We start from the raw sequence: 24656 nt of genomic DNA, 5'->3' as shown, positions 1-24656 counted from the left end.
AACGGCGCCCCATATGGCCGGGGGGCCGGGCGGCGTCAAGGACCGCGGTCACTCATCGGGCGTGTCGACGGGGGCGCCCGATGTCTCGAGCAGATCGAGCAGTCGCCGCATGTCCTCGGGCGCGATCGCCCCCTCGATCCGGACCTTGCCGATAGCGATCGAGACCTCCTCCAACTCGATCACCAGACCGGCCGCTGGCAGGTCCCCCGATGCGTCCTCGGCGACGGCGGGACCTGCGGCGAGGGCGGAGAGGAGGACGGCGCGTATCATACACAGCCAACCCCTTGCAGAAGCAGAGGTTCCGCCTATTCCGCCGCCTGGGCGTAGTCCTCCACCGGCGGGCACGTGCAGATCAGGTTCCGGTCCCCCGCCACGTTGTCGACGCGGTTCACGGGCGGCCAGTATTTGTCGACCCGGAACGCGCCCGGCGGAAAGCACGCGGCCTCGCGACCGTAGGGTCGGTCCCAGTCGCGGACCAGATCCTCCATCGTGTGCGGCGCGTTCTTCAGCGGATTGTTCTCCGCGTCGATGCGCCCCTTGGCGATGTCGCGCACCTCCTCCGCGATGGCCAGCATGGCGGTGATGAATCGGTCGAGCTCCGGCTTCGGCTCGCTCTCGGTCGGCTCCACCATCAATGTGCCGGACACGGGCCAGGACATAGTCGGCGCGTGGAAGCCGTTGTCGATCAGGCGTTTGGCCACGTCGTCCACGGTCACGCCATGCTCGGCGAAAGCGCGGGTATCGAGTATGCACTCATGCGCGATCCGCCCCCGCCGCCCCCCGTAGAGGACGTCGTAGCTGCCCTTCAGGCGCGACGCGATGTAGTTCGCCGACAGGATCGCGACCTTGGTCGCCTGCGTCAGCCCGGCACCGCCCATCATCATCACGTAGGCATAGCTGATGGGCAGGATCGACGCGCTGCCATAGGGCGCGGCACTGACCGGGCCGTCGGTGCCGAGGTCGGGATGGCCCGGCAGGTACGGCGCCAGATGCGCCTTGACGCCGATCGGCCCCATGCCGGGGCCGCCGCCGCCATGCGGAATGCAAAAGGTCTTGTGCAGGTTCAGGTGGCTGACATCCGCGCCGATCTCGCCCGGTTTCGCCAATCCCACCAAGGCGTTGAGGTTGGCCCCGTCGAGATAGACCTGACCGCCATGCGCATGCGTGATCTCGCAGACCTCGCGCACCGTGTCCTCGAACACGCCGTGGGTGGAGGGATAGGTGATCATGCAGGCGGCGAGGTCGTCGCCCGCCGCCTCGGCCTTGGCCCGAAAGTCGTCGAGATCGATATCGCCGTTCTCGGCCGCCTTCACCACGACCACCTTCATCCCCGCCATCTGCGCGCTCGCCGGGTTGGTTCCGTGGGCGGAGGTGGGGATCAGGCAGATGCGGCGGTCGTCGCCATTCGCCCGGTGATATGCAGCGATGGTCAGAAGGCCCGCATATTCGCCCTGCGCGCCGGAATTGGGCTGCATCGACATCGCGTCGTAGCCGGTGATGACACACAGCCGGTGGCTGAGTTCGTCGATCATCTCGCGGTAGCCGGTCGCATCCTCGGGCGGGGCGAAGGGATGGATGCGTCCGAATTCGGGGAAGGTGACGGGCATCATCTCGACCGCCGCGTTCAGCTTCATCGTGCAGGAACCCAGGGGGATCATCGCACGGTCCAGCGCCAGATCGCGGTCGGCGAGGCGACGCATGTAGCGCATCATCTCGGCCTCGGCCCGGTTCATGTGGAAGATCGGGTGGGTGAGGTAATCCGTCCGGCGGCGCAGCGCGTCGGGGATGTCGATGCGGGTGGCGGCCACCTGCCCCTCGATCCCGAAGGCGCGCAGGATGCGGGTCAGGACATCGCCGTCGGTCAACTCGTCGCAGGCGATACGCAAGTCGCCGTCGCCCGTTCGGCCGAGCGTGATGCCTTCGGCCCGCGCAGCGTTCCAGATCACGCCCTGCATCGCGCCGACGCGGACAGTCAGCGTGTCGAAGACCGGGCCGTCGGTCACGTCGAAGCCCGCGCCGGCAAGCGCGTCGCGCAGGGCGACGGCATGGGCGTGGACATGGGTGGCGATGTGGTGCAGGCCCTTCGGTCCGTGGAACACGGCGTAGAAGCTGGCCATCACGGCCAGCAGTGCCTGCGCGGTGCAGACGTTGCTGGTGGCCTTCTCGCGCCGGATATGCTGCTCGCGCGTCTGCAGCGACAGGCGGTAGGCCTTGTTGCCATGCGCGTCGACGGACACACCGACCAAGCGCCCGGGCATGTGGCGCTTCATGGAATCCGCGCAGGCGAAGAACGCGGCATGCGGGCCGCCATAGCCCAGCGGCACGCCGAAGCGCTGCGCCGAGCCGACAGCGATGTCGGCGCCCATCGCGCCCGGTTCCTTCAACAGACAAAGCGCCAGCAGATCGGTCGCCACGATGCCGAGCGCGCCGGCGCCGTGCAGCGTCTCCATCTGCGGGGTCAGGTCGCGCAGGCCGCCATGCGTATCCGGATACTGGAAGATCGCGCCGAACACGGAGGCCGGATCGAGGTCATCGACCGCGCCGACGATCAGCTCGATCCCCAGCGGCTCCGCCCGGGTCCGCATGACGGCGATGTTCTGCTCGTGGCAGCGTTCGTCGACGAAGAAGCCCTTGGCCTTCGACTTCGCCACGCGCTGCGCCATGACCATGCCTTCGGCACAGGCCGTCGCCTCGTCCAGAAGCGACGCATTCGCCACCGGCAGTCCCGTCAGGTCGGACACCATCGTCTGGAAGTTCAAGAGCGCCTCCAGACGCCCCTGCGCAATCTCGGGCTGATAGGGGGTGTAGGCGGTATACCAGGCGGGGTTTTCCAGGATGTTCCGCTGGATCGCCGGGGGCGTCACCGTATCGGAATAACCCTGCCCGATCATCGAAACCGTCACGCGGTTCTTGTCGGCCAAGTCGCGCATGCGGGTCAGAATCGCGTGCTCCGTCATCTGCGGCCAGGGCAGCGGATCGGCCTGCCGGATCGATTTCGGCACCGTTTCATCGATCAGCGCGTCCAGGCTGTCGGCGCCGACGGCCTTCAGCATTTCGGCCATCTCGTCGGGGGACGGGCCGATATGGCGGCGATGGGCGAAATCGTAGGTGTCGTAATCGGTCAGGGGCATGGGGTCGCTCCGATGTTTGGCGGGGACGCGGACGTGTTGGCGCTTCGCGGTCTGGGGTGCGGCCGTGACGCCCTCGCGGGCATCACCTTGCCGCCGTCGCTTTCACCTGCACGGTGAAAGCACGGGGCCGATATGGCGGCGATGGGCGAAATCGTAGGTGTCGTAATCGGTCAGGGGCATGGGGTCGCTCCGATGTTTGGCGGGGACGCGGACGTGGTGGCGCTTCGCGGTCTGGGGTGCAGCCGTGACGCCCGCGCGGGCATCACCTTGCCGCCGGACCGGTCCGCGCCTTCGCGCGGCCTAATCCACGAATTCCTTGTAGGCATCCTCATCCATCATGCCGTCCATCTCCTCGCGGGTGGTGGTCGTCATTCGGAAGAACCAGGCCGCCTCGGCATCCTCGTTCACGAGACCGGGATTGTCGGCCAGCTTGTCGTTTATCTCGGTGATCTCGCCGTCCAGCGGGGCCAGGATATCGGACGCGGCCTTCACGCTTTCGATGACGACGATCTCCTCGCCCTTGGTGACGGTCTGGCCGACCTCGGGCAGCTCCACGAAGACGACGTCGCCCAGCTGGGTCGCGGCGTGTTCGGTGATGCCGACGGTGATGACGCCGTCATTGTCGTCGAGCCATTCGTGTTCTTCGGTGTATTTCATGCTGGGCCTCTGGTTTCAGCGTTTGTAGCGGGGCTGGTGAAAGGGAAGATCGGCCACCGTCACCGGCAGCCGCTTGCCGCGCACGTCCCCATAAAGCGTGGTGCCGGCGGCGATGCCAACAGGAACGTAGCCCATGGCCACGGGCGCGCCCACCGAAGGGCCGAAGCCGCCCGATGTTACCGTGCCCACAGGGGCGGTCGCGTCTTCGGCCTCATAGAGCATGACGCCCATCCGCATTGGCGCGCGGCCCTGCGGCAAAAGGCCGGTCCGGCGGCGGTCGGCGCCGTGGTCGAGCTGTTCAAGGACGCGCGCGGCGCCGGGGAAGCCGCCCGCGCGGTCGCCACCGGTCCGGCGGACCTTCTGGATGGCCCAGGCGAGGTCGGCCTCCACCGGCGTGATCTCGGCCGTCAGGTCCTGCCCGTAGAGTGGCATCCCCGCTTCCAGCCGAAGGCTGTCCCGCGCGCCGAGGCCGATGGGCATGACCGCGTCCGACGCCAGAAGCGCCCGGGCGAAGGCGTCGGCGTGACCCACGGGAACGCTTATCTCGAACCCGTCCTCGCCGGTGTAGCCCGACCGGCTGATCCAAAGCGCGGCGCCCTGCCAGTCATGGGTGGCGACATCCATGAAACGCATCGCGGCCACGCCGGGCACGAGGGCTTCCAGCACGGTCTCGGCCGACGGCCCCTGCAGCGCCAGCAGCGCGCGGTCGTCCAGCAGCGTGACATCGTGGTCCGGCAGACCGGCCTCTAGGATCTCCATGTCGAGATGCTTCATCGCACCGTTCACGACCAGAAACAGGTGATCGCCGCGATTGGCGAACATCAGATCGTCGGCCACGCCGCCATCCGGCAGCGTCAGAAGACCGTAGCGCTGCCGCCCCTCGGCCAGGCTTACGACGTTCATGGGGATCAGCGATTCGAGCGCGGCGGCGGCGTCCGGACCGCGCAAGATCACCTGCCCCATATGCGAGACGTCGAAAAGGCCGGCCTTGGTGCGGGTGTGCAGGTGTTCGGCCATGACGCCGGCAGGGTACTGGACCGGCATCGCATAGCCGGCGAAGGGCACCATCTTGCCGCCGAGTTCGGCGTGAAGCGCCGCAAGCGGCAGGGGGATCGGGTCGGACGCATCGTCGGTCATGGCACCTCCTCGGGGCAGTGTGGCCCGCGTTTCGATGCCCCCTCTGTCCCGTTCGCCTGAGATCGCTATCCCTTCGGCGGACCCGTCCGGGCCTCTCTCCAGAGTGTCGTGGCGCGGCAAGGTCCGTTTTGCCTGAGAGTTTACCGGGGCGGTTGCTCCTTCGGCCCTGCGGATAGCAGAGTCTCCCGTGTCGCGCGCCTTTCGCGATACGGGAATTGCCCCCGCCGATCAAGACGGATCAAGCCGGGCAGCACTGGCCCGCGGGACGGCATCGCGCGCTGTCGGGGCGAAGGGTCACCACGGCACCCGGCCCGACCCCCTCGACGACATGTTGCGTCGCATTCAGCAGGATGCGCAGCGGCGCATCGGCCAGGTCGGGCACGCGCGCCCCGGATTTCAGGGCGATCTCGCGGAACCGGGCCACCGACATCGGCTTGCCGATGCCGAGGTCCAGAAGCTCCAGCACGGTGGCGTGGCCGTCGCTGGTTCGGCCGTCGCAGTCGATATGCGCCAGGGTCGCATGGGTCAGCCGCGTGACATGCCACGCACCCCGCGTGGCGCCGGCGGGCCCGGCGAAGGTCAGCAGCGCATCGGGGGGCAACCCATCCAGATCGGTCAGAAGGGTGGACAGCGTGTTAGACATGGGGAAACCTCGGCGAATGATGATTCAATATTTCAACGATGGTTGAATGATTACGGAAACGCAAGCTGTCGACCGCTTTTCGGCGCTGTCCGATTCCTCGCGCCTGTCGATTCTGCGCATCCTGGTGCGGGCCGGTCCGAAGGGGATGGGGGCCGGCGACATCGCACGCGCGGTCGGGGCATCGCCGTCGCGCGCGTCGTTCCACCTGACCGCGCTGGCCCGTGCCGACCTGGTGGCGTCGCGGCGCGAGGCGCGGCGGATCATCTATACCGTCCGCTTCGACGCCTTGGGCGAATTGCTGCGTTTCCTGGTCGAGGATTGCTGCGCCGGGGATGCCTCGCTGCGGGGGTGCTGCGGATGATTCCGCGCTTCTTCGGGTATGGCAGCCTCGTGAACCGCCGGACGCATGCCTATCCCGGCGCCGAACGGATCACCGTGACCGGATGGCGGCGGGCCTGGCGACACACGCCCCTGCGCCCCGTCGCGTTCCTGACGGCGGTGCCGGATGCCGGGGCCCGGATCGACGGGCTAACGGCGGAGGTGCCGGGCGGGGACTGGGCCGCGCTCGACCTGCGCGAGGCGGCCTATATCCGCGCGGCGCTGCCGGATGGCGCGCAGGTCTATCACATCCCCGACGGGCATCATGGCCCTGCGACGGACGCGCATCCGATCCTGCTGAGTTATCTCGACGTGGTGGTGCAGGGCTATCTGGCGGAGTTCGGCACGGATGGCGTCGCGCGGTTCTTCGAGACGACCGATGGCTGGAACGCGCCGATCCGCGACGACCGGGACGACCCCGCCTATCCGCGCGCGCAGACCCTGACGGCGGCGGAGACGGCGCTCGTCGACGATTGGCTCAGCCGGGTGCGCCCGCGCGCTTGATGGCGTCCAACACCGCCGCCTCGGTCAGAAGCTCCGGTAGGACGATGCCCTCCGGTACGCCGGGGCCATAGACCGCGTTGAACGGAATGCCGAAGCGGCCGTTCGCGCGCAGGTAGTCGGTAATGTCCGCATCGGGCCGGGTCCAATCGGCCTGCAACGCGACGGTCCCGGTCAGGGCGGCGGCGACATCGACGTCCTGCAGCACGAGGCGCTTGTTCGCCTTGCAGGTCAGGCACCAATCGGCGGTCACATCGACGAAGACGACGCGCCCCCCGGCCACCTCGGGGGCGATGCGGGCCCGGTCGAAGACGTCCCATCCGGCATCGGCGGTGGCCGCGACCGGCGCGGCCGGCAGCAGCAATGCGGCGGCCAGCATCGCGGCCAGCCCCGCGCCGCCCACCAGCGGCGCCCGCCGCCGCCAGGCCAGTCCGGTCAGAAGCGCCACTGCAAGTCCAGCGACAATCAGCGCCGTCCGTGCACCGGCCGTCGTCGCAAGCACCGTCACCAGCCAGATCGCCGTTAGCAGCAGGAGGCCGCCCAGCACCGTCTGGACGATCTTCATCCACCGACCCGGCCGCGGCAGGCGCCGGACCAGACCGGGGCGCGCGGCGACCGCAAGGTAGGGAAGCGCCAGGCCAAGCCCCATTGCGCCGAAGATCGCGGCGACCTCGACCGGCCCGTGGGTCAGCGCGTAGGTCACGGCGGTTCCGATGAACGGCGCCGAACAGGGGGTGGCCATGACGGCGGCGAAGGCCCCGGTGGCGAAGTCGCCGCCCCAGCCGCCCCGCGCTTCGGTGCGCGCCATGCCGGTCATGGCGCCCTGCCCCAGGTCGAACGCGAAGAAACCCAGCATGTTGGCCGCGAACAGGACCATCAGTCCGATCATCAGTGCAAGAAAGGCGGGATTCTGGAATTGCACGCCCCAGCCGACGGCCACGCCGGCGGTGCGCAAGGCGATCACGACGCCGGCGAGCGCGGCGAAGAAGGCCAGGACCCCCGCCGCCGACGCCAGGAAACCCGTGCGGATGCGGGCGGGGGACTTGTCGCGGGCCTGCAAGGCCGAGGCGAGCTTGATCGACAGGACCGGCAGGACGCAGGGCATGACGTTCAGGATCAGGCCGCCCAGAAGCGCCACCAGCAGCATGCCCCAGATCGCATCGCCAGGTGCGGGCCGGGGCGGCGGGGCATCCGCGAGCGTGGCGGTCATCGTGGCGGCACGGTCGCCGTCGACCAGCGTGACGTCGAGCGGACCCTCGCCGCCCGAAAGGACCGGCAGCCGGGCCCACAGGCCGCGGCCACCATCGGACAGTACGATCTCGGGCGCGTCGAAGGCGGCGAAGCCACCCTGTTCGGGGAACAGGTCGGGCTGGGCGAAGGGCGTGTCCGAACGTGCCGTCAGGGTCAAGGCGGCCTCGTCCAGGTGGACCTGCCCAAGGGTCATCCCCGCCTCGTCCCCCGTTCCCGGCACGCGCGCGATCCAGTCGGACAGCAGCGCCGCCGAGGCCGCGTCGATGCCGCCTCCGGCGGGCAGGTCGAGGGTCAGCAACAACGTCTCGGGCACGCAGATTTCGGCGCAGACGAGGAGATCCGCCGTCAGCGCCAGACGCGCCGGCTCGCCCGGACGTTCCAGCACCACGGTCAGCGGATGCACGACCCGGTCGGCATAGCCGAAGTTCTGGATCTCGAACGCCTCGAACCGTTCGGGCGCGGGATAGGCCATATCAACCGAGGCGACGTTCTCGGACCCGTCCCAGGAAAGCGCCGGCGGAAGGCCGACCTCGCCGGGAGACCGCCAATAGGTCTTCCAGCCGTCTTCCATGTCGAGCTGCAGCCCGGCGGACACCGTGCCCCGCCCTGACCCGATCCCGTTCTCAACGGTCAGAAGGCGCGCGGTCACGGCATTGCCCGACACCGGGTCGGACGTCGCACCCCAGACGGGCGCGGCCATCAAGGCGGCAAGACAGGCGAGGATCCGCAACATCGCACCCCCGATACCGCCGTCACAGGGCGAACGACAGACCCCGCATGCCGGCTGACGGGAACGTGACCGCGCCGGTCGCTTGCGCCGGCCCGCCGGGCACGGCACCCTGCGGACGACCGCGCCTTCCCGACAGGAGCTTCCGATGCGCCCGATCGCCGTCCTACCCACTGCCGCGCTGCTGGCTCTGATCGCCCTGCCAGCACCCGCCGAGACGTTCACCGAGGCCGAGATCAAGCAGCTCGCCCTCGACGCCATCCTCGAGAACCCGCAGATCGTGATGGAGGCGGCCGCCATCCTGCAGGAGCGCGACGCCGCCCGGGCCCAAGCCGAGGCGCAGTCGACCATGACCGAGAACCGCGACCTGCTGGAGCGGGACGCGAACGCCCCCGTCGTGGGCAACCCGGACGGCGACGTGACCGTGGTCGAGTTCTTCGACTACAACTGCCCCTATTGCAAACGCGCGGGCGACGAGGTCGGCAAGCTGCTGGCTGAGGATGGGCAGGTGCGGGTCGTCTACCGCGAATGGCCGATCCTGGGCGAAGGGTCGGTCTTCGCCGCGCGCGCCGCGTTGGCCGCGCGCGAACAGGACGGATATGCCGAGATGCACGAGGCGCTGATGGGCGCCCGCGGCAGGCTGGATGAATCCACGGTGCTGGAGATCGCCGAGGAGGTCGGGCTCGACGTCGCGCGCCTGCGCCGCGACATGGACGCCCCCGAGGTGCAGGCCCATATCGACACGTCGATGGAACTGGCCCAGTCGCTGGGCTTCACCGGCACGCCCAGCTTCGTGATCGGCGAGACGCTGGCCCCCGGCCTGATCGACGCGGACCAGATGCAGGACATCGTGAAAGGCGTACGCGAAGGCGGCTGATCCGACCCCGCTATCCCGCGCCGACGGGCACCATCGTGCCGAGGGCCGTGGCCACATGGACGCGACCGCCCCTGTCGTCTCCCCCCCAGACATCGGCCGCGACCGCGACGAGGCGCCGCCCGGGCCGGACCACGCGCCCCTCGGCCAACAGTCGACCGCGGGCGGGCGCCAGCAGCGAGATGCGGAATTCGGACGTCACGACCTCCGCCCCTTCGGACAGGATCGTGAGCGCGGCATAGCCCGCGGCGGAATCGGCCAGGGCGAAGGTCAGGCCAGCATGGCCCACGCCATGCTGCTGCGCGGTTTCTGGACGCACGTCGGCGACCACGCGCACGATGCCATCGCCGATATGATCGAGTGTGGCCCCCAGCGTGACCATCAGGCCCTGGCGCGCGAAGCTCTCGGTGATCCGGTCCCGCATCCCTAGCCCGCCATGATCAGGCAGGTCGTCGACCCGGTCGCGTAAAGCCTGCCATCCGCCACGCCGCGGATCACTCCCTCGGCCACACCGGTCGAGCGGCCGGCATGGCTGACGGTGCCGATGGCCTCGATCCCGGTGCCGATGGGCAGGGGGCGGACCACGTTCACCTTGTATTCGAGCGTGGTGTAGACGCTGCCCTTCGGCACCTTCGTCATCACCGCGCAAGCCATCGCCGAGTCGAGCAGCGTCCCGTACCATCCGCCATGCACGGTGCCCAAGGGGTTCGTATGATCGAAACCCGGCGTCCCGGCGAAGGTGACGCGCCCGTCCTCCACCCCGGTCACGGCATAGTTCAGGACGCGCCCGATCGGCGGGTGCGGCAGTGTCCCCTCGAGCATGGCCTGCATAAAGTCCAGGCCGGACATCGAAAGGACGACCTCGCGCGACGGAAGGTCGTCGGGTTTCTCGGTAAACATCGGCACCCCCGCTTTTCGCCGGGGAGCCTAGCGCCGCCCGCCGGGTCAGGCCACCCGGCTCAGCGCCGGGCGGGGGGCGAGGCCCAGCGCGGTGCAGACGTCGCGCGTCAGTTCGGGACGGTTGAGCGTGTAGAAATGCAGGTGATCGCAGCCTTCCTCGACCAGGCGATCGGCCAGCTCGGTCGCCTGCGCGATGGCGAACAGGTCGGCCCGGTCGTCGCGCGCGGCCACGTCGAACCCGGCACGCAGGTCGTTCGGAATGAACGCCCCGCAGGCATCGGCGAATTTCGACGCCTTTTCCCAGTTCTCAACCGGCAGAAGGCCCGGTACGATCGGGGCCGCGATCCCGGCATCCGCGCAACGATCGCGAAACCGCAGGAAGGTGTCGGCGTCGAAGAAAAACTGCGTGATCGCCTCGGACGCGCCGGCATCGATCTTGCGCTTGAGCCAGTCGATATCGGCCTTTGCGGAGCCGGCCTCGGGGTGGGTATCGGGATAGCATCCAACCCGCACGTTGAAGCCGTTGCCCGCCAGCGCGGTGATCAGTTCGACCGAATCGGCGAAACCGTCGGGATGCGCGGTGAAGTTCTTCTCCCCCTCGGGCGGGTCGCCGCGCAGAGCCACGATGTCCTCCACCCCGGCGCGGCGGAACTCGCGCGCCACCTGCATCGTCTCCTCGCGGCTGGCATCGACGCAGGTCAGGTGGCCGGCCACGCGCAGCCCGAACTCGCGCCCGATGGCCGCCACCGCGTCGCGCGTCAGTTCACGTGTGGTGCCGCCTGCGCCATAGGTGACGGACACCCAGTCCGGGGCCAGCGGCGCCAGCGTCTGGATGCAATCCCACAGGCGAAAGCTGCCCTGCAGAGATTTCGGCGGAAAGAATTCGAGCGAGATGGCAGGGCTGGGCATGGCGGGATCCTTCGATGTCACAACCCTTGTGCCGCATCCCGGTTTCGTGAGACAGGCTCATAATCCTCAATATCAACATGAGGCGTGCATGAAGCTGCACCTGGAATTTCGGCACCTCCGCACCATCAAGGCCATCAGGGATTGCGGTGGTCTGGCGCGCGCGGCGGAGCGGTTGAACATCACCCAGTCGGCGCTGAGCCACCAAGTCAAGAACCTGGAGGCGCAGATCGGCGTGGAACTGTTCGTGCGTCGGTCCAAGCCGATGACCCTGTCGCCGGCCGGCCAGCGCCTGCTGCGCCTGGCCGAACAGGTCCTACCGCAGATCGAGGCAGTCGAACAGGACTTCGCCGGCCTGAAATCGGGTCGCAGCGGCCGGTTGCACATCGCGATCGAATGCCACGCCTGTTTCGAATGGCTGTTCCCCGTGCTGGAGCAGTTCCGCCGCGCATGGCCCGAGGTCGACGTGGACATCCGCCCCGGCCTGCAGTTCCAGGCCCTGCCCGCGCTGCAGAAGGAGGAGGTGGACCTCGTCGTCTCGTCGGATCCGGAACGCCTGCCCGGTGTGGATTTCGCGCCGCTCTTCGACTACGAACCCGTCTTCCTCGCCTCCGCCGCGCATCCACTTGCCACGAAGCCCTTCGTCGAAGCGGCCGACTTCGCGGGCGAGACGCTGATCACCTATCCCGTCGACCGCCCCCGCCTCGACGTCTTCAGCCAGCTTCTGACCCCCGCCGGCGTCGAACCCGCCGCGATCCGGCAGGTGGAACTGACGGCCGTGATTCTGCTTCTGGTGGCGTCGAACCGGGGCGTCGCGGTCCTGCCGGACTGGGTCGTGCGCGAAGTGCGCTACAACTCCGACTACGTCACGCGGCCCCTGACGGAACAGGGCGTGACCCGGCGGCTCTACGCGGCGGTCCGGCAGGCAGACGCAGCCAAGCCCTACATGGCCCATGTCCTCCGCCTCATGCGGACGGAACCGATGAAGCTGCAACGCGCGATGGCTTGAAGGACCGTTCTCTCAACGACCCTCGCGCGGCAACTCGACGCCCTCGCAGGCGGGATGCTCTCGGTTCGCGGGCGTGGCGCAGAAGGCCGCGAGTTTCTGCTCCGGGGTCAGTATCTTGACGGCTTTCTCCTCGGTTTGCGCACGCAAAAGCGAGCCCGTGAATGCTGCGCCGAGCATGAGGGGAAAGAGCAATTTCATATCAGCAGTTTGCAACGCAAGGCGCCGGGGTCTGCGACACCCGCGCACCGGTGAAGGAGTCGAACACCTCGTCGAAGCACTGCCCACCGACCTGCACGCGCTTGCGGAACATTCGGTCGTCAATCCACTTCTGGCAGATCGTCACGGCAAGCTGCTGCACCGGAATGACCTGCGGCATACTGTCGACGGAGGGTGACACGCGCTCGGGCGAAGTGGCGGCATGCGCCGCCCCCACCAGCGACAGGTTGCTGCGCTCTTCATCCTGCTGAACAAGCCCGGCAATCGAAATTCCCTTGAGAAATACGCGGTCGTCGGATGACATGATCCGCAAGAACACGTCGCCCGTGCGCGGACAGATCGTACCGTCGACCGAAGTCTGGTCCGCCGTTTCGATCCAGACATGGGGCGATTGGGTGCATTGCCAGTTGCGCTGCATGAACGCCTGCAATTCGCGCGCCTCGTCGTAGGACGTGTTGCTGATGTCGTAGTAGATTTCGCGTATCCGGTCTGTCCAGTTGGGCACTGCCGACAGCAGGGCGACACCAAAGGCGGGGTAGAGGAAGAACCACTGCCACCACCGCGTGCCGTTCGGCGCCGGCTTCGCGGTCTCGGGGTGCTGTTCGGCAACGGGACCCTGATCGGTCATCGCAGATTCCTCCGGCCGGGACCCTCGGGCAGATCAGGTCCGCAGGTGATGCATTACGTAGCGTAAGTATAACCTGAATCGTTGCCACCGCCTAACCTATCATGCCAGCACGCGCGGGGGGCTGGCCCCTCGCCTCGTCCTCGGCTAAACGCGCCGCCTGACCGGACCGGAGCGTGACCCATGCAAGGCAGTGCCAATCTCAACGTGATGATCAAGGCCGCGCGCAAGGCCGGCCGAAGCCTCGTGAAGGATTTCGGCGAGGTCGAGAACCTGCAGGTCTCGGCCAAGGGGCCGGGCGATTTCGTCTCGAAAGCCGACCGGCAGGCCGAGGAGATCATCCGCGAGGAACTGACCGAAGCGCGCCCGAATTATGGCTGGCTGGGCGAGGAATCCGAGCCGGTGGAGGGCAAGGACCCGACCCGCCGCTGGATCGTCGACCCGCTGGACGGGACGACCAACTTCCTGCACGGGATGCCCCATTGGGCCGTGTCCATCGCACTGGAGCACAAGGGCGAGATCGTGTCGGGCGTGGTCTACGACCCTACGAAGGACGAGCTGTTCTACGCCGAGAAGGGCACCGGCGCCTGGCTCGACGGGCGGACCCGCCTGCGCGTGTCGGGCCGGACCACGATGATCGAGACGGTCTATGCCACCGGCCTGCCCTGGGGCGGCGGCAAGTACCTGCCCGCCGCACTGAAGGACATGGGGCGACTGCTGCCGGTTTGCGCCGGCGTGCGCCGCTGGGGGGCCGCGTCGCTGGACCTCGCCTATGTCGCGGCGGGGCGCTACGACGGCTATTGGGAGCGCGGGCTGAAGCCGTGGGACATGGCCGCCGGCATCCTGATCGTGCGCGAGGCGGGGGGGTTCGTCGAGCCAATCCGGCCGGCGCAGACCCTGCTGGAGGACGGCCAGCTGATCTGCGGGTCGGGTACCATCTTCGACAAGTTCGCCCGCATCATCCGCGACGCCGACTGAACGCGCATCCCGCTCGAGGTTGCGCTCGACCGGACCCCATGCGACGCTTTCGCGCGCCGCGAACGACGCCAGATCAAGCCGGATTTCCCGTGACCGCCACCCAGCCCGACATCGCCCGGAACGACGGGCTGCCCTTCGACCCGGCCGTGGTCGAATCCATCCGCGTGAACACGCCCGCGACCCTGCGCCGCGCCGCCACGATCCCGGCGCGCCGGTCGGTCAAGAAGGACTGGCAGGCCGCCTGGCTGGCCCGCGCGATCAGCATGATCGACCTGACGACGCTGTCGGGGGACGATACGCCGATGCGGGTCCGTCGGCTCTGCGCCAAGGCGCTGCGCCCCGTCCGCGAGGACTTGCTGGCGGCGCTGGACCTGCCGAGCCTCACCGTCGGCGCCGTCTGCGTTTATCACGAGATGGTGCCCGTGGCCGTCGACGCGCTCGGCGGGCGGCTGCCGGTGGCCGCCGTGTCCACCGGATTTCCCGCGGGCCTGTCGCCGTTTCACCTGCGCCTGCGCGAGATCGAGGAGAGCGTGGCCGCCGGTGCGACGGAGATCGACATCGTCATCTCGCGCCGCCACGTCCTGACCGGGGACTGGCAGGCGCTGTATGACGAAACGGCGCAGATGCGCGCGGCCTGCGGCGATGCGCACATGAAGGCGATCCTCGCGACGGGCGAGTTGGGCATGCTGAAGAACGTCGCGAAGGCGTCGATGGTCTGCATGATGGCCGGGTCGGATTTCATCAAGACCAGCACGGGCAAGGAAGCGGTGAACGCCACCCTGCCCGTCAGCCTGACGATGATGCGCGCGATCCGGACCTACGAGGCGATGTCGGGCTTCAAGGTGGGCTACAAGCCGGCAGGTGGCGTGTCGAAGGCGAAGGACGCGATCACCTACCTGGCCCTTCTGAAGGAGGAACTGGGCGATCGCTGGCTGCGCCCCGACCTGTTCCGCTTCGGGGCCTCGTCGCTGCTGGGCGACATCGAACGCCAGCTGGAACATCACATCACCGGCCGCTACTCGGCCGGCTACCGCCATTCGATCGGGTGAGGCCCATGTCCGTGTCAGAGATCTTCGAGAGCATGGAATGGGGCCCCGCCCCCGAGAGCCGCGCCGAGGCGGATGCCTGGCTGGATGGCCACGACCGCGTCTTCGGCCACTACATCGCCGGCAAGCGCACCAAGCCGGGCGAGACCTTTGCCACGACCAACCCCGCCACCGGTGCGGACCTGGCGCAGGTCACGCAGGGCAGCACGGCGGACGTCGCCGCCGCCGTCAAGGCCGCGCGCCGGGCGCAGAAGGGGTGGGCCGCTGCAAGCGATCACGACCGCGCCCGCGTCCTTTATGCCATCGCGCGCGGGTTGCTGAAGAACGCGCGCCTCTTCGCCGTCTTGGAAACGCTGGACACCGGCAAGCCCATCCGCGAGAGCCGCGACATCGACGTGGCCCTGGCGGCGCGGCATTTCTATCACCACGCCGGCCATGCCGAGCTGCGCGACGAGACGATGCCCGACGCGCAGCCCTGGGGCGTCTGCGGACAGGTCGTGCCGTGGAACTTCCCGCTTCTGATGCTGGCCTGGAAGATCGCGCCGGCGCTTGCGATGGGCAACGCGGTCGTCCTGAAGCCGGCCGAATGGACGCCGCTGACGGCGCTGGCCTTCGCCGATATCTGCGACGCGGCGGGCGTGCCGCCGGGCGTCGTCAACATCGTCACCGGCGACGGCGAGACCGGGGCGGCCCTGGTCGCCGCCGAGATCGACAAGCTGGCCTTCACCGGCTCGACCGAGGTCGGCCGCATCCTGCGGCGCGAGACGGCGGGCCGCGGCATCGGCCTGACGCTGGAGCTGGGCGGCAAGTCGCCCTACGTCGTGTTCGAGGATGCCGATATCGATGGCGCGGTCGAAGGGCTGGTGGACGCCGTCTGGTTCAACGGCGGACAGGTCTGCTGCGCCGGCACACGTCTGTTGGTCCAGGAGGGCATTGCCGAGGATTTCCTGGCCCGTCTGCGGACCCGCATGTCGCGCATCCGCGTGGGCGACCCCTTGGACAAGTCCGTCGACATGGGCGCCATGGTCCACGCCGATCACAAGCGCAACGTCGAGGCATTGCTGGCGCACACGGCCGGGACGGTCCATCGCGGCGAGGCGCCCGAGGGATGCTATCTGCCGCCTGTGCTGGTGACCGACCTGCATGGCGAGGACCCGGTCATGCAGCGCGAGGTCTTCGGCCCCGTCCTGGCCGCCACCACCTTCCGCACGCCGGCCGAGGCGGTGCAACTGGCCAACGACACGGCCTATGGCCTGGCCGGATCCGTCTGGTCGCAGGACATCGACGTGGCGCTGGACACCGCCCCGCGGATCCGGGCGGGCGTGATCTGGGTGAACGGCACCAACATGCTGGATGCAGCCGCACCGTTCGGCGGCATGAAGGAAAGCGGCTTCGGGCGCGAGGGCGGCATCGCCGGCCTGCATTCATATCTACGCCCCGCGACGGGGCGCGCCTTGCCCGCGCCTCGGCGGCATGAGGGCGCCGGATCGGCCCCCGATGCCATCGACCGCACGGCCAAGATGTATATCGGCGGCAAGCAGGCGCGCCCCGACGGCGGCTATTCCCGCGCCGTCATCGGACCGAAGGGGCCGGTCGGCACAGTCGGGGTCGCCAACCGCAAGGACCTGCGCAACGCCGTCGAGGCGGCGGCTGCCGCATCCGGCTGGGGCCGGACATCCGGCCATCTACGGGCGCAGATATTGTACTACCTGGCAGAAAACCTGTCGGCCCGTGCTGACGAGTTCGACGCCCGCCTCGCCGCGCAGACCGGCGGCAAGCCCGAGGCCGAACAGGCCGTGCGGCACCTGTTCCGCTGGGCGGCCTGGGCCGACAAGCATGACGGTCGGACCCTGGGTGTGCCGATCGGAGGTCTGGCGCTCGCGCTGAACACGCCGGTGGGCATCATCGGCGCCTTCGCCCCCGAGGAGGCACCCCTTCTGGGCCTGGCCCAGATGCTGGGCGCGGCCCTCGCCTGCGGCAACCGCCTGGTCGTCGTGGCGCCCGAGAGCGCGCCGCTGACGGCCACCGACCTCTACCAGGTGCTGGACACGTCGGACGTGCCGGCGGGCGTGGTGAACATCCTGACCGGCGACCATGCAGAACTGACGGCACAGGCGGCGGGGCATGCGAATGTCGACGCGGTCTGGAGCTTTTCGTCCGCCGACATCTCCGCCACGATCGAACGCGAGGCGGCGGCCGACCTCAAGCGGACCTGGGTCAATCACGGGCGCGGGCGCGACTGGACCGCGACCGACGCGGGGCCATGGCTGCGCCACGCGACCGAACTGCAGACGATCTGGGTTCCCTTCGGCGTCTGAACGGACGCGGGGTTCAGTCGATGACCCGCACTTCGGGCGCGGTCTCGGCCAGCGTCCGGCGGATCGCGCCGGCCAGCTCCGCATAGGCCGCGCCCTGCGCCGCCGTCCGCCGCCAGACCATTCCGATATCGCGGCCCGGCACAGGCGCGGACAGGGGCCGTGCGGTCACCAGCGCCTCGCGCGTGACCTCCGAGCGAACGTAGAGCGCGGGCAGCACCGACAGGCCCAGTCCCGTGGCCACCATCTGCCGCAACGTGTCGAGCGACGTCCCCTCGTAGTCGAGCGACAGGTCGGCGCCCGTCTCCTCGGCCAGGTCGGCCACCGTGTCATGCAGGCGATGCCCGGCCTCCAGCGTCATGACTGTCTCGCCGCGAAGGGCGGACCGATCCACCACGTCCTGCTGGGAGAGCGGGTGATCGGCCGGCATCACGACCAGCAGCGGCTCGTGAAACAGCGGCGCGACCTGAACGCCCGGCGCGTCGAGCGGCGTCGGGAAGAACAACAGGTCGAGCAGCCCGTCGCGCAACCGGCCCAGGAGGTCGGCGGCCACTCCCTCTCGCACATAGAACTTGAGCGCGGGATATCGAGCATGGAGCGCGGGAATCACCAAGGGCAGGAAATACGACCCTAACGAGCCGACGATGCCGACGCGCACCGTGCCCGCGAGCGGGTCGTTGCCCGCGCGCGCCACGGCGGCGATATCGGCCACGTCGCGCAGGACACCGCGAGCCCGCGCGGCGACCTCGGCCCCCACGGGGGTCAACGTGACGCCGGACCGGGACCGCTCGACAAGCTGCGTGCCCAGCTTTCCCTCCAACTCGCGCAGTTGCGCGCTGAGCGTGGGCTGTGTGACATGGACCGACTCCGCCGCGCGGCGGAAATGCAGGGTGTCGGCCACGGCGACGAGGTAGCGGAACTGCTGCAGGGTGGGCATCGCGGTACCGATAGAACAGGACTATTGAAAACATGGTAGCGTGAAGGGTTGAACAATCAAACCCTGCTGCTATCTGACCCCCGACGACGCGAAGGACGGTCATGGCTGCGACGGATACGAACGGACGGACGCTCGGCGGGCCGGCGGGGATCATCTCGATCCTCGTTCCGCTGGCGCTCTTCGCCTGGTTTGCGCAGCACATTCCGGCGGTCGCCGCGGGACAGGTCCTGGTCTGGCGCCTCGACTGGGTTCCGTCGCTGGGCGTCGGGTTGGGCATCCTCCTAGATGGGTTGTCACTCAGCTTCGCGCTCCTGATCTCCGGGATCGGCGCGCTGGTGACGCTCTACGCCTCCAGCTATCTGGGCGGGCATCCACATTACACGCGCTTCGTCTGCTACCTTCTGGCCTTCATGGGCGGCATGCTGGGGCTCGTCCTGTCGGACAACCTGCTGGCGCTGTTCGTCTTCTGGGAGGTGACCACCATCTCCTCCTACCTGCTGATCGGGTTCGACGCCGACCAGGCCAAGGCACGGCGCAACGCCCTTCAGGCATTGCTGGTGACGGGAACCGGCGGGTTGGCCTTCCTGGCCGGGATCCTGCTGATCGGCACCGCGACGGGCAGCTTCGACATCTCGGCGATCGAGGGGTCCCTGGCCGACCATCCGCTCTATCTGCCGATCTTCCTGCTCGTGGTGGCGGGCGCGTTCACCAAGTCGGCGCAGGTCCCGTTCCATTTCTGGCTACCGAACGCGATGGCCGCGCCGACGCCCGTCTCGGCCTATCTGCATTCGGCAACCATGGTGAAAGGCGGTGTCTATCTGTTGGCCCGGATGAACCCGAGCCTCGGCGGCACCGACATCTGGTTCTGGACGCTGACGATCTTCGGCGGGGTCACGGCCGTCTTCGCCAGCGTGGTCGCGATCCGGCAGACCGACATCAAGCAGGTGCTGGCCTACACGACGCTGATGGCATTGGGCACGCTCGTGATGTTCATCGGCGTCGGCACGCCCTATGCGATCGAAGCGGCGATGGCCTTCCTGCTGGTCCATTCCTTCTACAAGGCGGCGCTGTTCTTGATGATCGGCGTGGTCGATCACGGGGCGGGCACGCGCGACGCGACGGTGCTGCGCGGCCTCGGACGGGCGATGCCGATCACGATGCTGGCGGCGATGCTGGCGGCGCTGTCCATGGCGGGCCTGCCGCCGTTCTTCGGCTTCATCGGGAAGGAGTTCCTGTACAAGGCCGCGCTGAACCTCGATGCGGGCATGCTCTGGGTCACGGGCTGTGCCTTCGCGGCCTCGGCATTGATGTTCGCTGCCGCCGGAATCGTCGCCTGGCGCCCCTTCGTCGGTCAGAAGGCCGACACCCCGATCGCTGCGCATGAGGGGCCTTGGTCCATGCTGGCGGGGCCGGTCCTTCTCGCCGCGCTCGGCTTGTTCTTCGGCCTGTCTCCCGACCATGCCGAGGCGCTGGTGGCGCCGGCGACGGTTGCGGTGACCGGCGCGCCGGCCCAGGTCGACCTCTACCTCTTCAAGGAGGTGAATGCCGCGTTCCTGCTGTCGCTGGCCACCTTCGGCGCGGGGCTGGTCCTCTATTGGATCCATCCAAGGCTACGTGACGGCTTGGCACGGGTCCCGGCACGGTTCGATCCCGGCTGGGACCGGCTGATGGATGCCGTGGCGGCCGGATCGCACGGCCTGACCGCGACGATCCAGACGGGACGGCTGCGGCGCTACGTCTTCGTCACCTTCGCGACGCTTGTTCTTGCCACGGCCGCCGCAGCATGGCGCGGGCTGCCCGCGCTGGAGATGCCGAACCTCGACAATCTGCGTGTCAAGCACTGGTCGGTGCTGATCTTCATCATGACGGGTGCGCTGGTCGTCGCCTTCACCAATTCGCGGATGACGGCCGTGGCGGCGCTGGGCGTGGTGGGCATCGGCGTGGCGCTGATCTTCATCATCTTCGGCGCCCCCGACGTCGCCATCACCCAGCTTCTGGTCGAGGTGCTCCAGGTCGTGCTTGTCGCCGTCGCGATGCTCAAGCTGCCGCATCTCAACTGGGAGCGCGCGCGCTTCCGGCCATGGGACCTGCTGCTGGCGATCGCACTGGGCGCGTTGACGACAGTGATCCTGCTGGCCGTGCTCGACGCGCCGCTCAATCCGCGCCTGACCGAGTATTTCGAGGCGGCGTCGGTCCCCCTCGCCTATGGGCGCAACATCGTGAACGTGATCCTTGTCGATTTCCGCGCCCTCGACACCTTCGGAGAGATCGCGGTGGTCGCCGTCGCGGCGCTCGGTGCGTTCGCCCTTCTGCGCGGCACGAGGAGGCCCAGCCCATGACGTCGCTGATCGTGCGGGCGGCGACCCGCGTCCTGGTGGGGCTTCTGCTGATGTTCTCGATCTTCATGCTGCTGCGCGGGCATAACGAGCCGGGCGGCGGGTTCATCGGCGGGCTGATCGGGGCGACGGGCTTCATCCTCTATGCGATCGCGCATGGCTGCCGCGCCGCGCGCGAGGCGCTGCGCATCGACCCGCAGACCATCGCCATGGCGGGGCTGGGCGTCGCGCTGATCTCGGGGCTGGCGGGGATCATACCGGGCGATGCGCCCTTCACCGGGCTGTGGCTGTTCCTCGGCGCGACCGAGGACGAAAAGGGCTTGCCGCTCTCGACTATCCTGGTCTTCGACATCGGCGTCTATCTGGTCGTCCTCGGCGCCGTCCTCACCCTCGTCTTCGCGCTCGAGGAGGAGGTCTGACATGGAATTCCTCGTCGCCCTGATGGTCGGTGCGCTCGTGGCGGCGGCCGTCTATCTGATGCTGGCGCGCAACGTGCTGCGCTTCCTGTTCGGCCTGGTCCTGATCTCGAACGCGGCGAACCTGCTGATCTTCGCGTCCGGCGGGCTGACGCCCGAAGCCCCGCCGCTCGTGCCCTACGGCGCGCCCGCGCCCGATCCCGGCGTCGCCAACGCCCTGCCCCAAGCCCTCGTTCTTACGGCCATCGTGATCGGCTTCGGCCTGTTCGCCTTCGCGCTGGTGCTGATCTATCGCGGCTATCAGACGATGGGCACGCTCGACAGCGACGAGATGCGCCTGGCCGAGCCGGAGGACGCCGCGAAGTGACCGGCCTTCTGCTGCCCCTGCCCATCCTGATCGCCTTCGCCACCGCGATCCTGGCCTTCTTCTTCCGCAAGGGGGCCGAGGCGCGCTGGATCTCGGTCGCGGGCTCCGCGCTGATGCTGGCCGCCGGCGCCGTGCTGCTGGCCGAGGTTCTGGCGAGCGGCCCCGTGGCCGCGCAGATGGGCAACTGGCCCGCCCCCTTCGGCATCACGCTGGTCGCCGACACGCTGGCCGCGGTCATGGTCGTGATCACGGGCCTGACGGCAGTGGCCGTGTCGGTCTATGCCACCGCCGACGTCACCCGCGAGATGGAGGACCTGGGCTATCACTCGCTCTTCCAGACGCTGATCGCCGGCGTGATGGGCGCGTTCCTGACGGGCGATCTGTTCAACCTCTATGTCTGGTTCGAAGTGATGCTGATCTCGTCCTTCGGCCTTCTGGTGCTGGGCGGGCGGCGCGTACAGATGGATGCCGGCATCAAATATGTCACGTTGAACCTGATCTCGACGATCCTGTTCCTGTCGGGCATCGGCCTGCTTTACGGGGTGACTGGCACGCTGAACCTGGCGGACCTGCATTTCGCGGTGCAATCGGCCGATCCGGGCCTCGTCACCGTGATCGCGACGATGTTCCTGATCGGGTTCGGTGTGAAGGCGGCGGTGTTCCCACTCTTCTTCTGGCTGCCGGCGGCGTATCACACGCCGGCCTTCTCGGTCTCGGCTGTCTTCGCGGGGCTGCTGACCAAGGTCGGGGTCTATGCGCTGATCCGGATGTTCACGCTGGTCTTCACGCAGGACACGGGGTTCACCCACGGCTTGCTGCTGTGGATCGCCTGCCTGACCATGGTGACGGGGGTGCTGGGCGCGGCCGCGCAATCCGACTTCCGGCGCATCCTGTCGTTCCATATCGTCAGTCAGATCGGATACATGGTGCTGGGCCTAGCGCTGCTGACGCCGCTGGCGATGGCGGGCGCCGTTTTCTACCTGGTGCATCATATCATCGTGAAGGCGAACCTGTTCCTGGTCGCTGGCGTGGCGAACCGCGTTGCGGGCGGGAACGAGCTCGATCGGATCGGCGGGCTCTACAAGGGGGCGCCTTTCTTGGCGTTCCTGTTCCTGATCCCGGCCTTCAGCCTGGCGGGCTTCCCGCCGCTGTCGGGCTTCTGGGCGAAATACGTCTTGGTCAAGGCATCGCTCGACCTGCAGCTTTGGGTGGTGGCGGCCACGGCGCTGGCGGTCGGCCTGATGACGATCTATTCCATGACCAAGATCTGGGGACGTGCCTTCTGGGCCCCGCACCCCGGCGGACAGGTGCCGACCCTGGCGTCGCTGCCGGCGTCCGCCCGGCTGTCGCTGCTGCTGCCGATCGTGGGGCTTGCCGCGATCACGGTGCTGATCGGCCTGTTCCCCGAGCCGTTCGTGGCCGTCGCCACGCGCGCCGCCGAGGAGTTGCTGGACCCCTCGGCCTATCTGACCGCCGTCCTGGGGGAACGCCCATGAGCCTGTTCCTGCTGAACCTGCTGCTGGCCGTGGCCTGGGCCGCGCTGACGGGGCAGTTCACCCTGCCGGGCCTCGCCATCGGCTTCGCCGTCGGGTTCCTCGCCCTGTGGGTGGTGCAGCCGCTGTTCGAGAACCGCGGCGGCGGCTATTTCCTCAAGGTCTATCGCTGGCTCAAGCTGCTGGTCCTGTTCCACTGGGAGTTGGTCGTCTCCTCCATCTCGGTCGCCTGGGACGTCCTGACCCCGCGCCACAGGGCGCGGCCGGGTGTGATCACCATTCCCCTCAAGGCCAAGGGCGAGGCGGAGGTCCTGCTGGTCACCAACCTGATCTCGCTGACGCCCGGCACGCTCAGCCTCGACGTGACCGAGGATTGCAACACCCTGGTCGTGCACGCCATGTTCGCCGACGACCCCGCCGCGATCGCCGCGCAGATCGAGAACGGCATGGAACGCTGGGTGCGGGAGGCCCTGTCATGACACCCACACTGACCGAACGCATGCCGATGCTGGACTTGGCCGTGCAGGCCGCCCTCGTGCTGGTCATGCTGGGGGTCATCCTGGCGATGATACGCCTCATCAAGGGTCCAAGCCTGCCCGACCGCGTCGTGGCGCTGGACACGATGACCGTGTTGATCGTCACGTTCTGCGGGCTGTTCGCGATCGACACCGGGCAGACCGCGTTCCTGGACGTGGCCGTGGTGTTGGCGCTGATCGGGTTCCTCGCCACAGTGGCGCTCGCGCGCTTCGTCGAACGCAAGGTCCGGCGCCCCGAGGCCCAGCAGATGCACCGGGCCGGAGACGGCCGATGATCCTGGAACTCGCCCTCTCGGCCCTCGTCTTGCTGGGCGGCTTCTTCGCCTTCGTGGCGGGGCTGGGCATCCTGCGCCTGCCGGACGTCCTGATCCGGATGCACGCGACGACCAAGGCGGGCACGCTGGCCTCGGGGCTGGTGATGCTGGCCGTGGCGGCGGGCTTCGGCGACGCGTCGACGGTTGCGCGGGCCGTGGCCATCGTCATCTTCCTGCTGGTGACGGCCCCGGTGGGCGCGCACATGATCGGGCGAGCCGCGTTCCGGTCGGGCGTTCCGCTCTGGCCGCCGACCAAGGTCGACCCGGACGCGCGCACCAAGCTGGGCGTGCGCGACGACGTCTGAGTTCAGCGGCGCGACCCGCCCGCCCAGGAGGCAAGCCAGGCGCGGACACCACGACGACGCCGGGCGACGGCCTCGCCCGCGTCGTCCCATGCCTCGCCCGCATCGGCGAGGGCCGGGTCGATCCGGTTTCGCCGGAACCGGAGCAGGCGAACCGTGATCGCCCATACGAGCGCGAGCAGCAGCGTCAGGAAGATGATGTTGAACCACGGAACGATCGTGACCTCGGGGCCTTCGACGGGTCGAAGGCCGATGGCATTCGGATAGATCGACAGAAACTCGATCCGCCAGCCGTAGTGCTTCAGCGCGACCCATTCCGGGGTCACGTCGGAATCGTAGTCGTTCGCCTCGGCCTGCAGGTTGGCGGAGTCGAACTTGAAATAGGGCGGCCAGCCCCAGCCCGTGTCCTGGTTGCGATAGACGCGGGCGCGGCGGTCTTCGTTCACCGCGTTGATGAAGCGCACGTCGCGGCTGTCATTCGCGGCGTTGCCGACATCGGCATCGGCATAGAACAGGCGGTTGTAGGGCGTGGGATCGATGCGCACCACGTCGGTATCGGTGACCCGAACGATATCCGTCTGCGGTAGGGTATAGTGCAGGAACGCCGCCACGACGGCGAGCCAGGCCAACAGCAGACCCCATTTGACGAACCGCATGAACC

Annotated in this window: 27 protein-coding genes and 1 riboswitch; of the genes, 14 read left to right on the top strand and 13 right to left on the bottom strand. The window is 68.4% G+C overall.

The annotated features are described in order from the left end of the window. Nucleotides 1-48: 48 nt before the first annotated feature. The 5 genes from MWU52_RS16275 to MWU52_RS16255 all read right to left on the bottom strand — a co-directional run bounded on the left by MWU52_RS16275 (nucleotide 49) and on the right by MWU52_RS16255 (nucleotide 5568). Nucleotides 49-270, bottom strand: a complete 222-nt coding sequence (locus tag MWU52_RS16275) for a hypothetical protein (protein WP_246954105.1) — start codon at nucleotides 268-270, stop codon at nucleotides 49-51. A gap of 35 nt (nucleotides 271-305) precedes the next feature. Further along, nucleotides 306-3131: an aminomethyl-transferring glycine dehydrogenase gene (gene gcvP / locus MWU52_RS16270; RefSeq protein ID WP_246954104.1), complete on the bottom strand. Its 2826-nt coding sequence runs from the start codon at nucleotides 3129-3131 to the stop codon at nucleotides 306-308. A gap of 300 nt (nucleotides 3132-3431) precedes the next feature. Then, complete coding sequence (gene gcvH / locus MWU52_RS16265; RefSeq protein ID WP_246954102.1) at nucleotides 3432-3788, bottom strand: glycine cleavage system protein GcvH; 357 nt, start codon at nucleotides 3786-3788, stop codon at nucleotides 3432-3434. Nucleotides 3789-3803: 15 nt separating this feature from the next. Further along, on the bottom strand, nucleotides 3804-4925 hold the full coding sequence (gene gcvT, locus MWU52_RS16260) for a glycine cleavage system aminomethyltransferase GcvT (RefSeq protein ID WP_246954100.1): 1122 nt from the start codon (nucleotides 4923-4925) through the stop codon (nucleotides 3804-3806). A gap of 109 nt (nucleotides 4926-5034) precedes the next feature. Further along, nucleotides 5035-5123, bottom strand: a riboswitch (glycine riboswitch). Nucleotides 5124-5163: 40 nt separating this feature from the next. Continuing rightward, complete coding sequence (locus tag MWU52_RS16255) at nucleotides 5164-5568, bottom strand: hypothetical protein (RefSeq protein WP_246954097.1); 405 nt, start codon at nucleotides 5566-5568, stop codon at nucleotides 5164-5166. A gap of 46 nt (nucleotides 5569-5614) precedes the next feature. Here MWU52_RS16255 and MWU52_RS16250 point away from each other — a divergent pair, with 46 nt between their 5' ends. After that, nucleotides 5615-5929 carry a metalloregulator ArsR/SmtB family transcription factor gene (locus MWU52_RS16250; RefSeq protein ID WP_246954094.1) on the top strand — a complete coding sequence of 105 codons (315 nt, stop codon included), beginning with the start codon at nucleotides 5615-5617 and terminating at the stop codon, nucleotides 5927-5929. Next, nucleotides 5926-6450, top strand: a complete 525-nt coding sequence (locus MWU52_RS16245; RefSeq protein ID WP_246954092.1) for a gamma-glutamylcyclotransferase — start codon at nucleotides 5926-5928, stop codon at nucleotides 6448-6450. The genes MWU52_RS16250 and MWU52_RS16245 overlap by 4 nt, the downstream gene beginning before the upstream one ends. Here MWU52_RS16245 and MWU52_RS16240 read toward each other — a convergent pair. Further along, on the bottom strand, nucleotides 6425-8431 hold the full coding sequence (locus MWU52_RS16240) for a protein-disulfide reductase DsbD domain-containing protein (RefSeq protein ID WP_246954090.1): 2007 nt from the start codon (nucleotides 8429-8431) through the stop codon (nucleotides 6425-6427). The genes MWU52_RS16245 and MWU52_RS16240 overlap by 26 nt on opposite strands. Before the next feature lie 142 nt (nucleotides 8432-8573). On the opposite strand from MWU52_RS16240, the gene MWU52_RS16235 reads away from it, so the two are divergent. Beyond that, nucleotides 8574-9302: a DsbA family protein gene (locus MWU52_RS16235; protein ID WP_246954089.1), complete on the top strand. Its 729-nt coding sequence runs from the start codon at nucleotides 8574-8576 to the stop codon at nucleotides 9300-9302. A 10-nt stretch (nucleotides 9303-9312) separates the two neighbouring features. Here the strand turns inward: MWU52_RS16235 and MWU52_RS16230 are convergent, their stop codons facing one another. The 3 genes from MWU52_RS16230 to metF are packed head-to-tail and all read right to left on the bottom strand — an operon-like array spanning nucleotide 9313 to nucleotide 11108. Continuing rightward, complete coding sequence (locus MWU52_RS16230; protein WP_246954087.1) at nucleotides 9313-9723, bottom strand: PaaI family thioesterase; 411 nt, start codon at nucleotides 9721-9723, stop codon at nucleotides 9313-9315. 2 nt (nucleotides 9724-9725) lie between these two features. Beyond that, nucleotides 9726-10199 carry a PaaI family thioesterase gene (locus MWU52_RS16225; RefSeq protein ID WP_246954085.1) on the bottom strand — a complete coding sequence of 158 codons (474 nt, stop codon included), beginning with the start codon at nucleotides 10197-10199 and terminating at the stop codon, nucleotides 9726-9728. Nucleotides 10200-10244: 45 nt separating this feature from the next. Further along, the gene (gene metF / locus MWU52_RS16220) at nucleotides 10245-11108 is read right to left on the bottom strand and encodes a methylenetetrahydrofolate reductase [NAD(P)H] (protein ID WP_246954083.1); all 864 of its coding nucleotides are present in this window, start codon (nucleotides 11106-11108) and stop codon (nucleotides 10245-10247) included. Nucleotides 11109-11202: 94 nt separating this feature from the next. Between metF and MWU52_RS16215 the strand changes: the two genes are divergently transcribed. Beyond that, the gene (locus tag MWU52_RS16215) at nucleotides 11203-12114 is read left to right on the top strand and encodes a LysR family transcriptional regulator (RefSeq protein ID WP_246954642.1); all 912 of its coding nucleotides are present in this window, start codon (nucleotides 11203-11205) and stop codon (nucleotides 12112-12114) included. A gap of 12 nt (nucleotides 12115-12126) precedes the next feature. Here the strand turns inward: MWU52_RS16215 and MWU52_RS16210 are convergent, their stop codons facing one another. Both MWU52_RS16210 and MWU52_RS16205 read right to left on the bottom strand, forming a co-directional pair. Then, a complete protein-coding gene (locus tag MWU52_RS16210; protein WP_246954081.1) occupies nucleotides 12127-12291 on the bottom strand; it encodes a hypothetical protein in 165 nt (54 codons plus the stop codon). Between the two features lie 22 nt (nucleotides 12292-12313). Then, a complete protein-coding gene (locus tag MWU52_RS16205) occupies nucleotides 12314-12958 on the bottom strand; it encodes a hypothetical protein (RefSeq protein ID WP_246954079.1) in 645 nt (214 codons plus the stop codon). A gap of 180 nt (nucleotides 12959-13138) precedes the next feature. On the opposite strand from MWU52_RS16205, the gene MWU52_RS16200 reads away from it, so the two are divergent. From MWU52_RS16200 to MWU52_RS16190, 3 genes are all read left to right on the top strand, one after another. Continuing rightward, entirely contained in the window at nucleotides 13139-13933 is a 795-nt protein-coding gene (locus MWU52_RS16200) for an inositol monophosphatase family protein (RefSeq protein WP_246954077.1), read from the top strand. Between the two features lie 89 nt (nucleotides 13934-14022). Further along, nucleotides 14023-14982, top strand: coding sequence for a deoxyribose-phosphate aldolase (deoC, locus tag MWU52_RS16195; protein WP_246954076.1), 960 nt, complete (start codon nucleotides 14023-14025; stop codon nucleotides 14980-14982). 5 nt (nucleotides 14983-14987) lie between these two features. Then, nucleotides 14988-17297, top strand: a complete 2310-nt coding sequence (locus MWU52_RS16190) for an aldehyde dehydrogenase family protein (RefSeq protein ID WP_246954075.1) — start codon at nucleotides 14988-14990, stop codon at nucleotides 17295-17297. Nucleotides 17298-17310: 13 nt separating this feature from the next. Here MWU52_RS16190 and MWU52_RS16185 read toward each other — a convergent pair whose 3' ends face one another. Next, the gene (locus MWU52_RS16185; RefSeq protein WP_246954074.1) at nucleotides 17311-18231 is read right to left on the bottom strand and encodes a hydrogen peroxide-inducible genes activator; all 921 of its coding nucleotides are present in this window, start codon (nucleotides 18229-18231) and stop codon (nucleotides 17311-17313) included. Nucleotides 18232-18332: 101 nt separating this feature from the next. Here MWU52_RS16185 and MWU52_RS16180 point away from each other — a divergent pair, with 101 nt between their 5' ends. Genes MWU52_RS16180 through mnhG form a run of 7 tightly spaced genes read left to right on the top strand, consistent with a single transcriptional unit; the run spans nucleotide 18333 to nucleotide 23998 of the window. Continuing rightward, a complete protein-coding gene (locus MWU52_RS16180; RefSeq protein ID WP_246954073.1) occupies nucleotides 18333-20570 on the top strand; it encodes a putative monovalent cation/H+ antiporter subunit A in 2238 nt (745 codons plus the stop codon). Further along, entirely contained in the window at nucleotides 20567-20986 is a 420-nt protein-coding gene (locus MWU52_RS16175; RefSeq protein WP_246954072.1) for a Na+/H+ antiporter subunit B, read from the top strand. The genes MWU52_RS16180 and MWU52_RS16175 overlap by 4 nt, the downstream gene beginning before the upstream one ends. A 1-nt stretch (nucleotide 20987) precedes the next feature. Beyond that, nucleotides 20988-21350 (top strand): Na+/H+ antiporter subunit C, encoded by a 363-nt coding sequence (locus tag MWU52_RS16170; protein WP_246954071.1) that lies wholly within the window; start codon nucleotides 20988-20990, stop codon nucleotides 21348-21350. After that, nucleotides 21347-22846, top strand: a complete 1500-nt coding sequence (locus tag MWU52_RS16165) for a Na+/H+ antiporter subunit D (protein ID WP_246954069.1) — start codon at nucleotides 21347-21349, stop codon at nucleotides 22844-22846. Before MWU52_RS16170 ends, MWU52_RS16165 begins: the two co-directional genes overlap by 4 nt. Then, nucleotides 22843-23322 (top strand): Na+/H+ antiporter subunit E, encoded by a 480-nt coding sequence (locus tag MWU52_RS16160; RefSeq protein WP_246954068.1) that lies wholly within the window; start codon nucleotides 22843-22845, stop codon nucleotides 23320-23322. Before MWU52_RS16165 ends, MWU52_RS16160 begins: the two co-directional genes overlap by 4 nt. Next, entirely contained in the window at nucleotides 23319-23654 is a 336-nt protein-coding gene (locus MWU52_RS16155; RefSeq protein WP_246954066.1) for a cation:proton antiporter, read from the top strand. Before MWU52_RS16160 ends, MWU52_RS16155 begins: the two co-directional genes overlap by 4 nt. Further along, complete coding sequence (mnhG, locus tag MWU52_RS16150; RefSeq protein ID WP_246954064.1) at nucleotides 23651-23998, top strand: monovalent cation/H(+) antiporter subunit G; 348 nt, start codon at nucleotides 23651-23653, stop codon at nucleotides 23996-23998. The genes MWU52_RS16155 and mnhG overlap by 4 nt, the downstream gene beginning before the upstream one ends. A gap of 2 nt (nucleotides 23999-24000) precedes the next feature. Here the strand turns inward: mnhG and MWU52_RS16145 are convergent, their stop codons facing one another. Next, the gene (locus MWU52_RS16145; RefSeq protein ID WP_246954062.1) at nucleotides 24001-24651 is read right to left on the bottom strand and encodes a DUF1523 family protein; all 651 of its coding nucleotides are present in this window, start codon (nucleotides 24649-24651) and stop codon (nucleotides 24001-24003) included. Nucleotides 24652-24656: the final 5 nt, after the last annotated feature.

Origin of the sequence: Jannaschia sp. S6380 (genome assembly GCF_023015695.1) — a bacterium.
Lineage (GTDB): Bacteria > Pseudomonadota > Alphaproteobacteria > Rhodobacterales > Rhodobacteraceae > Jannaschia.
The sequence above is the reverse complement of the archived record's forward strand: the minus strand, read 5'-3'. Positions and strand labels throughout refer to the sequence as shown.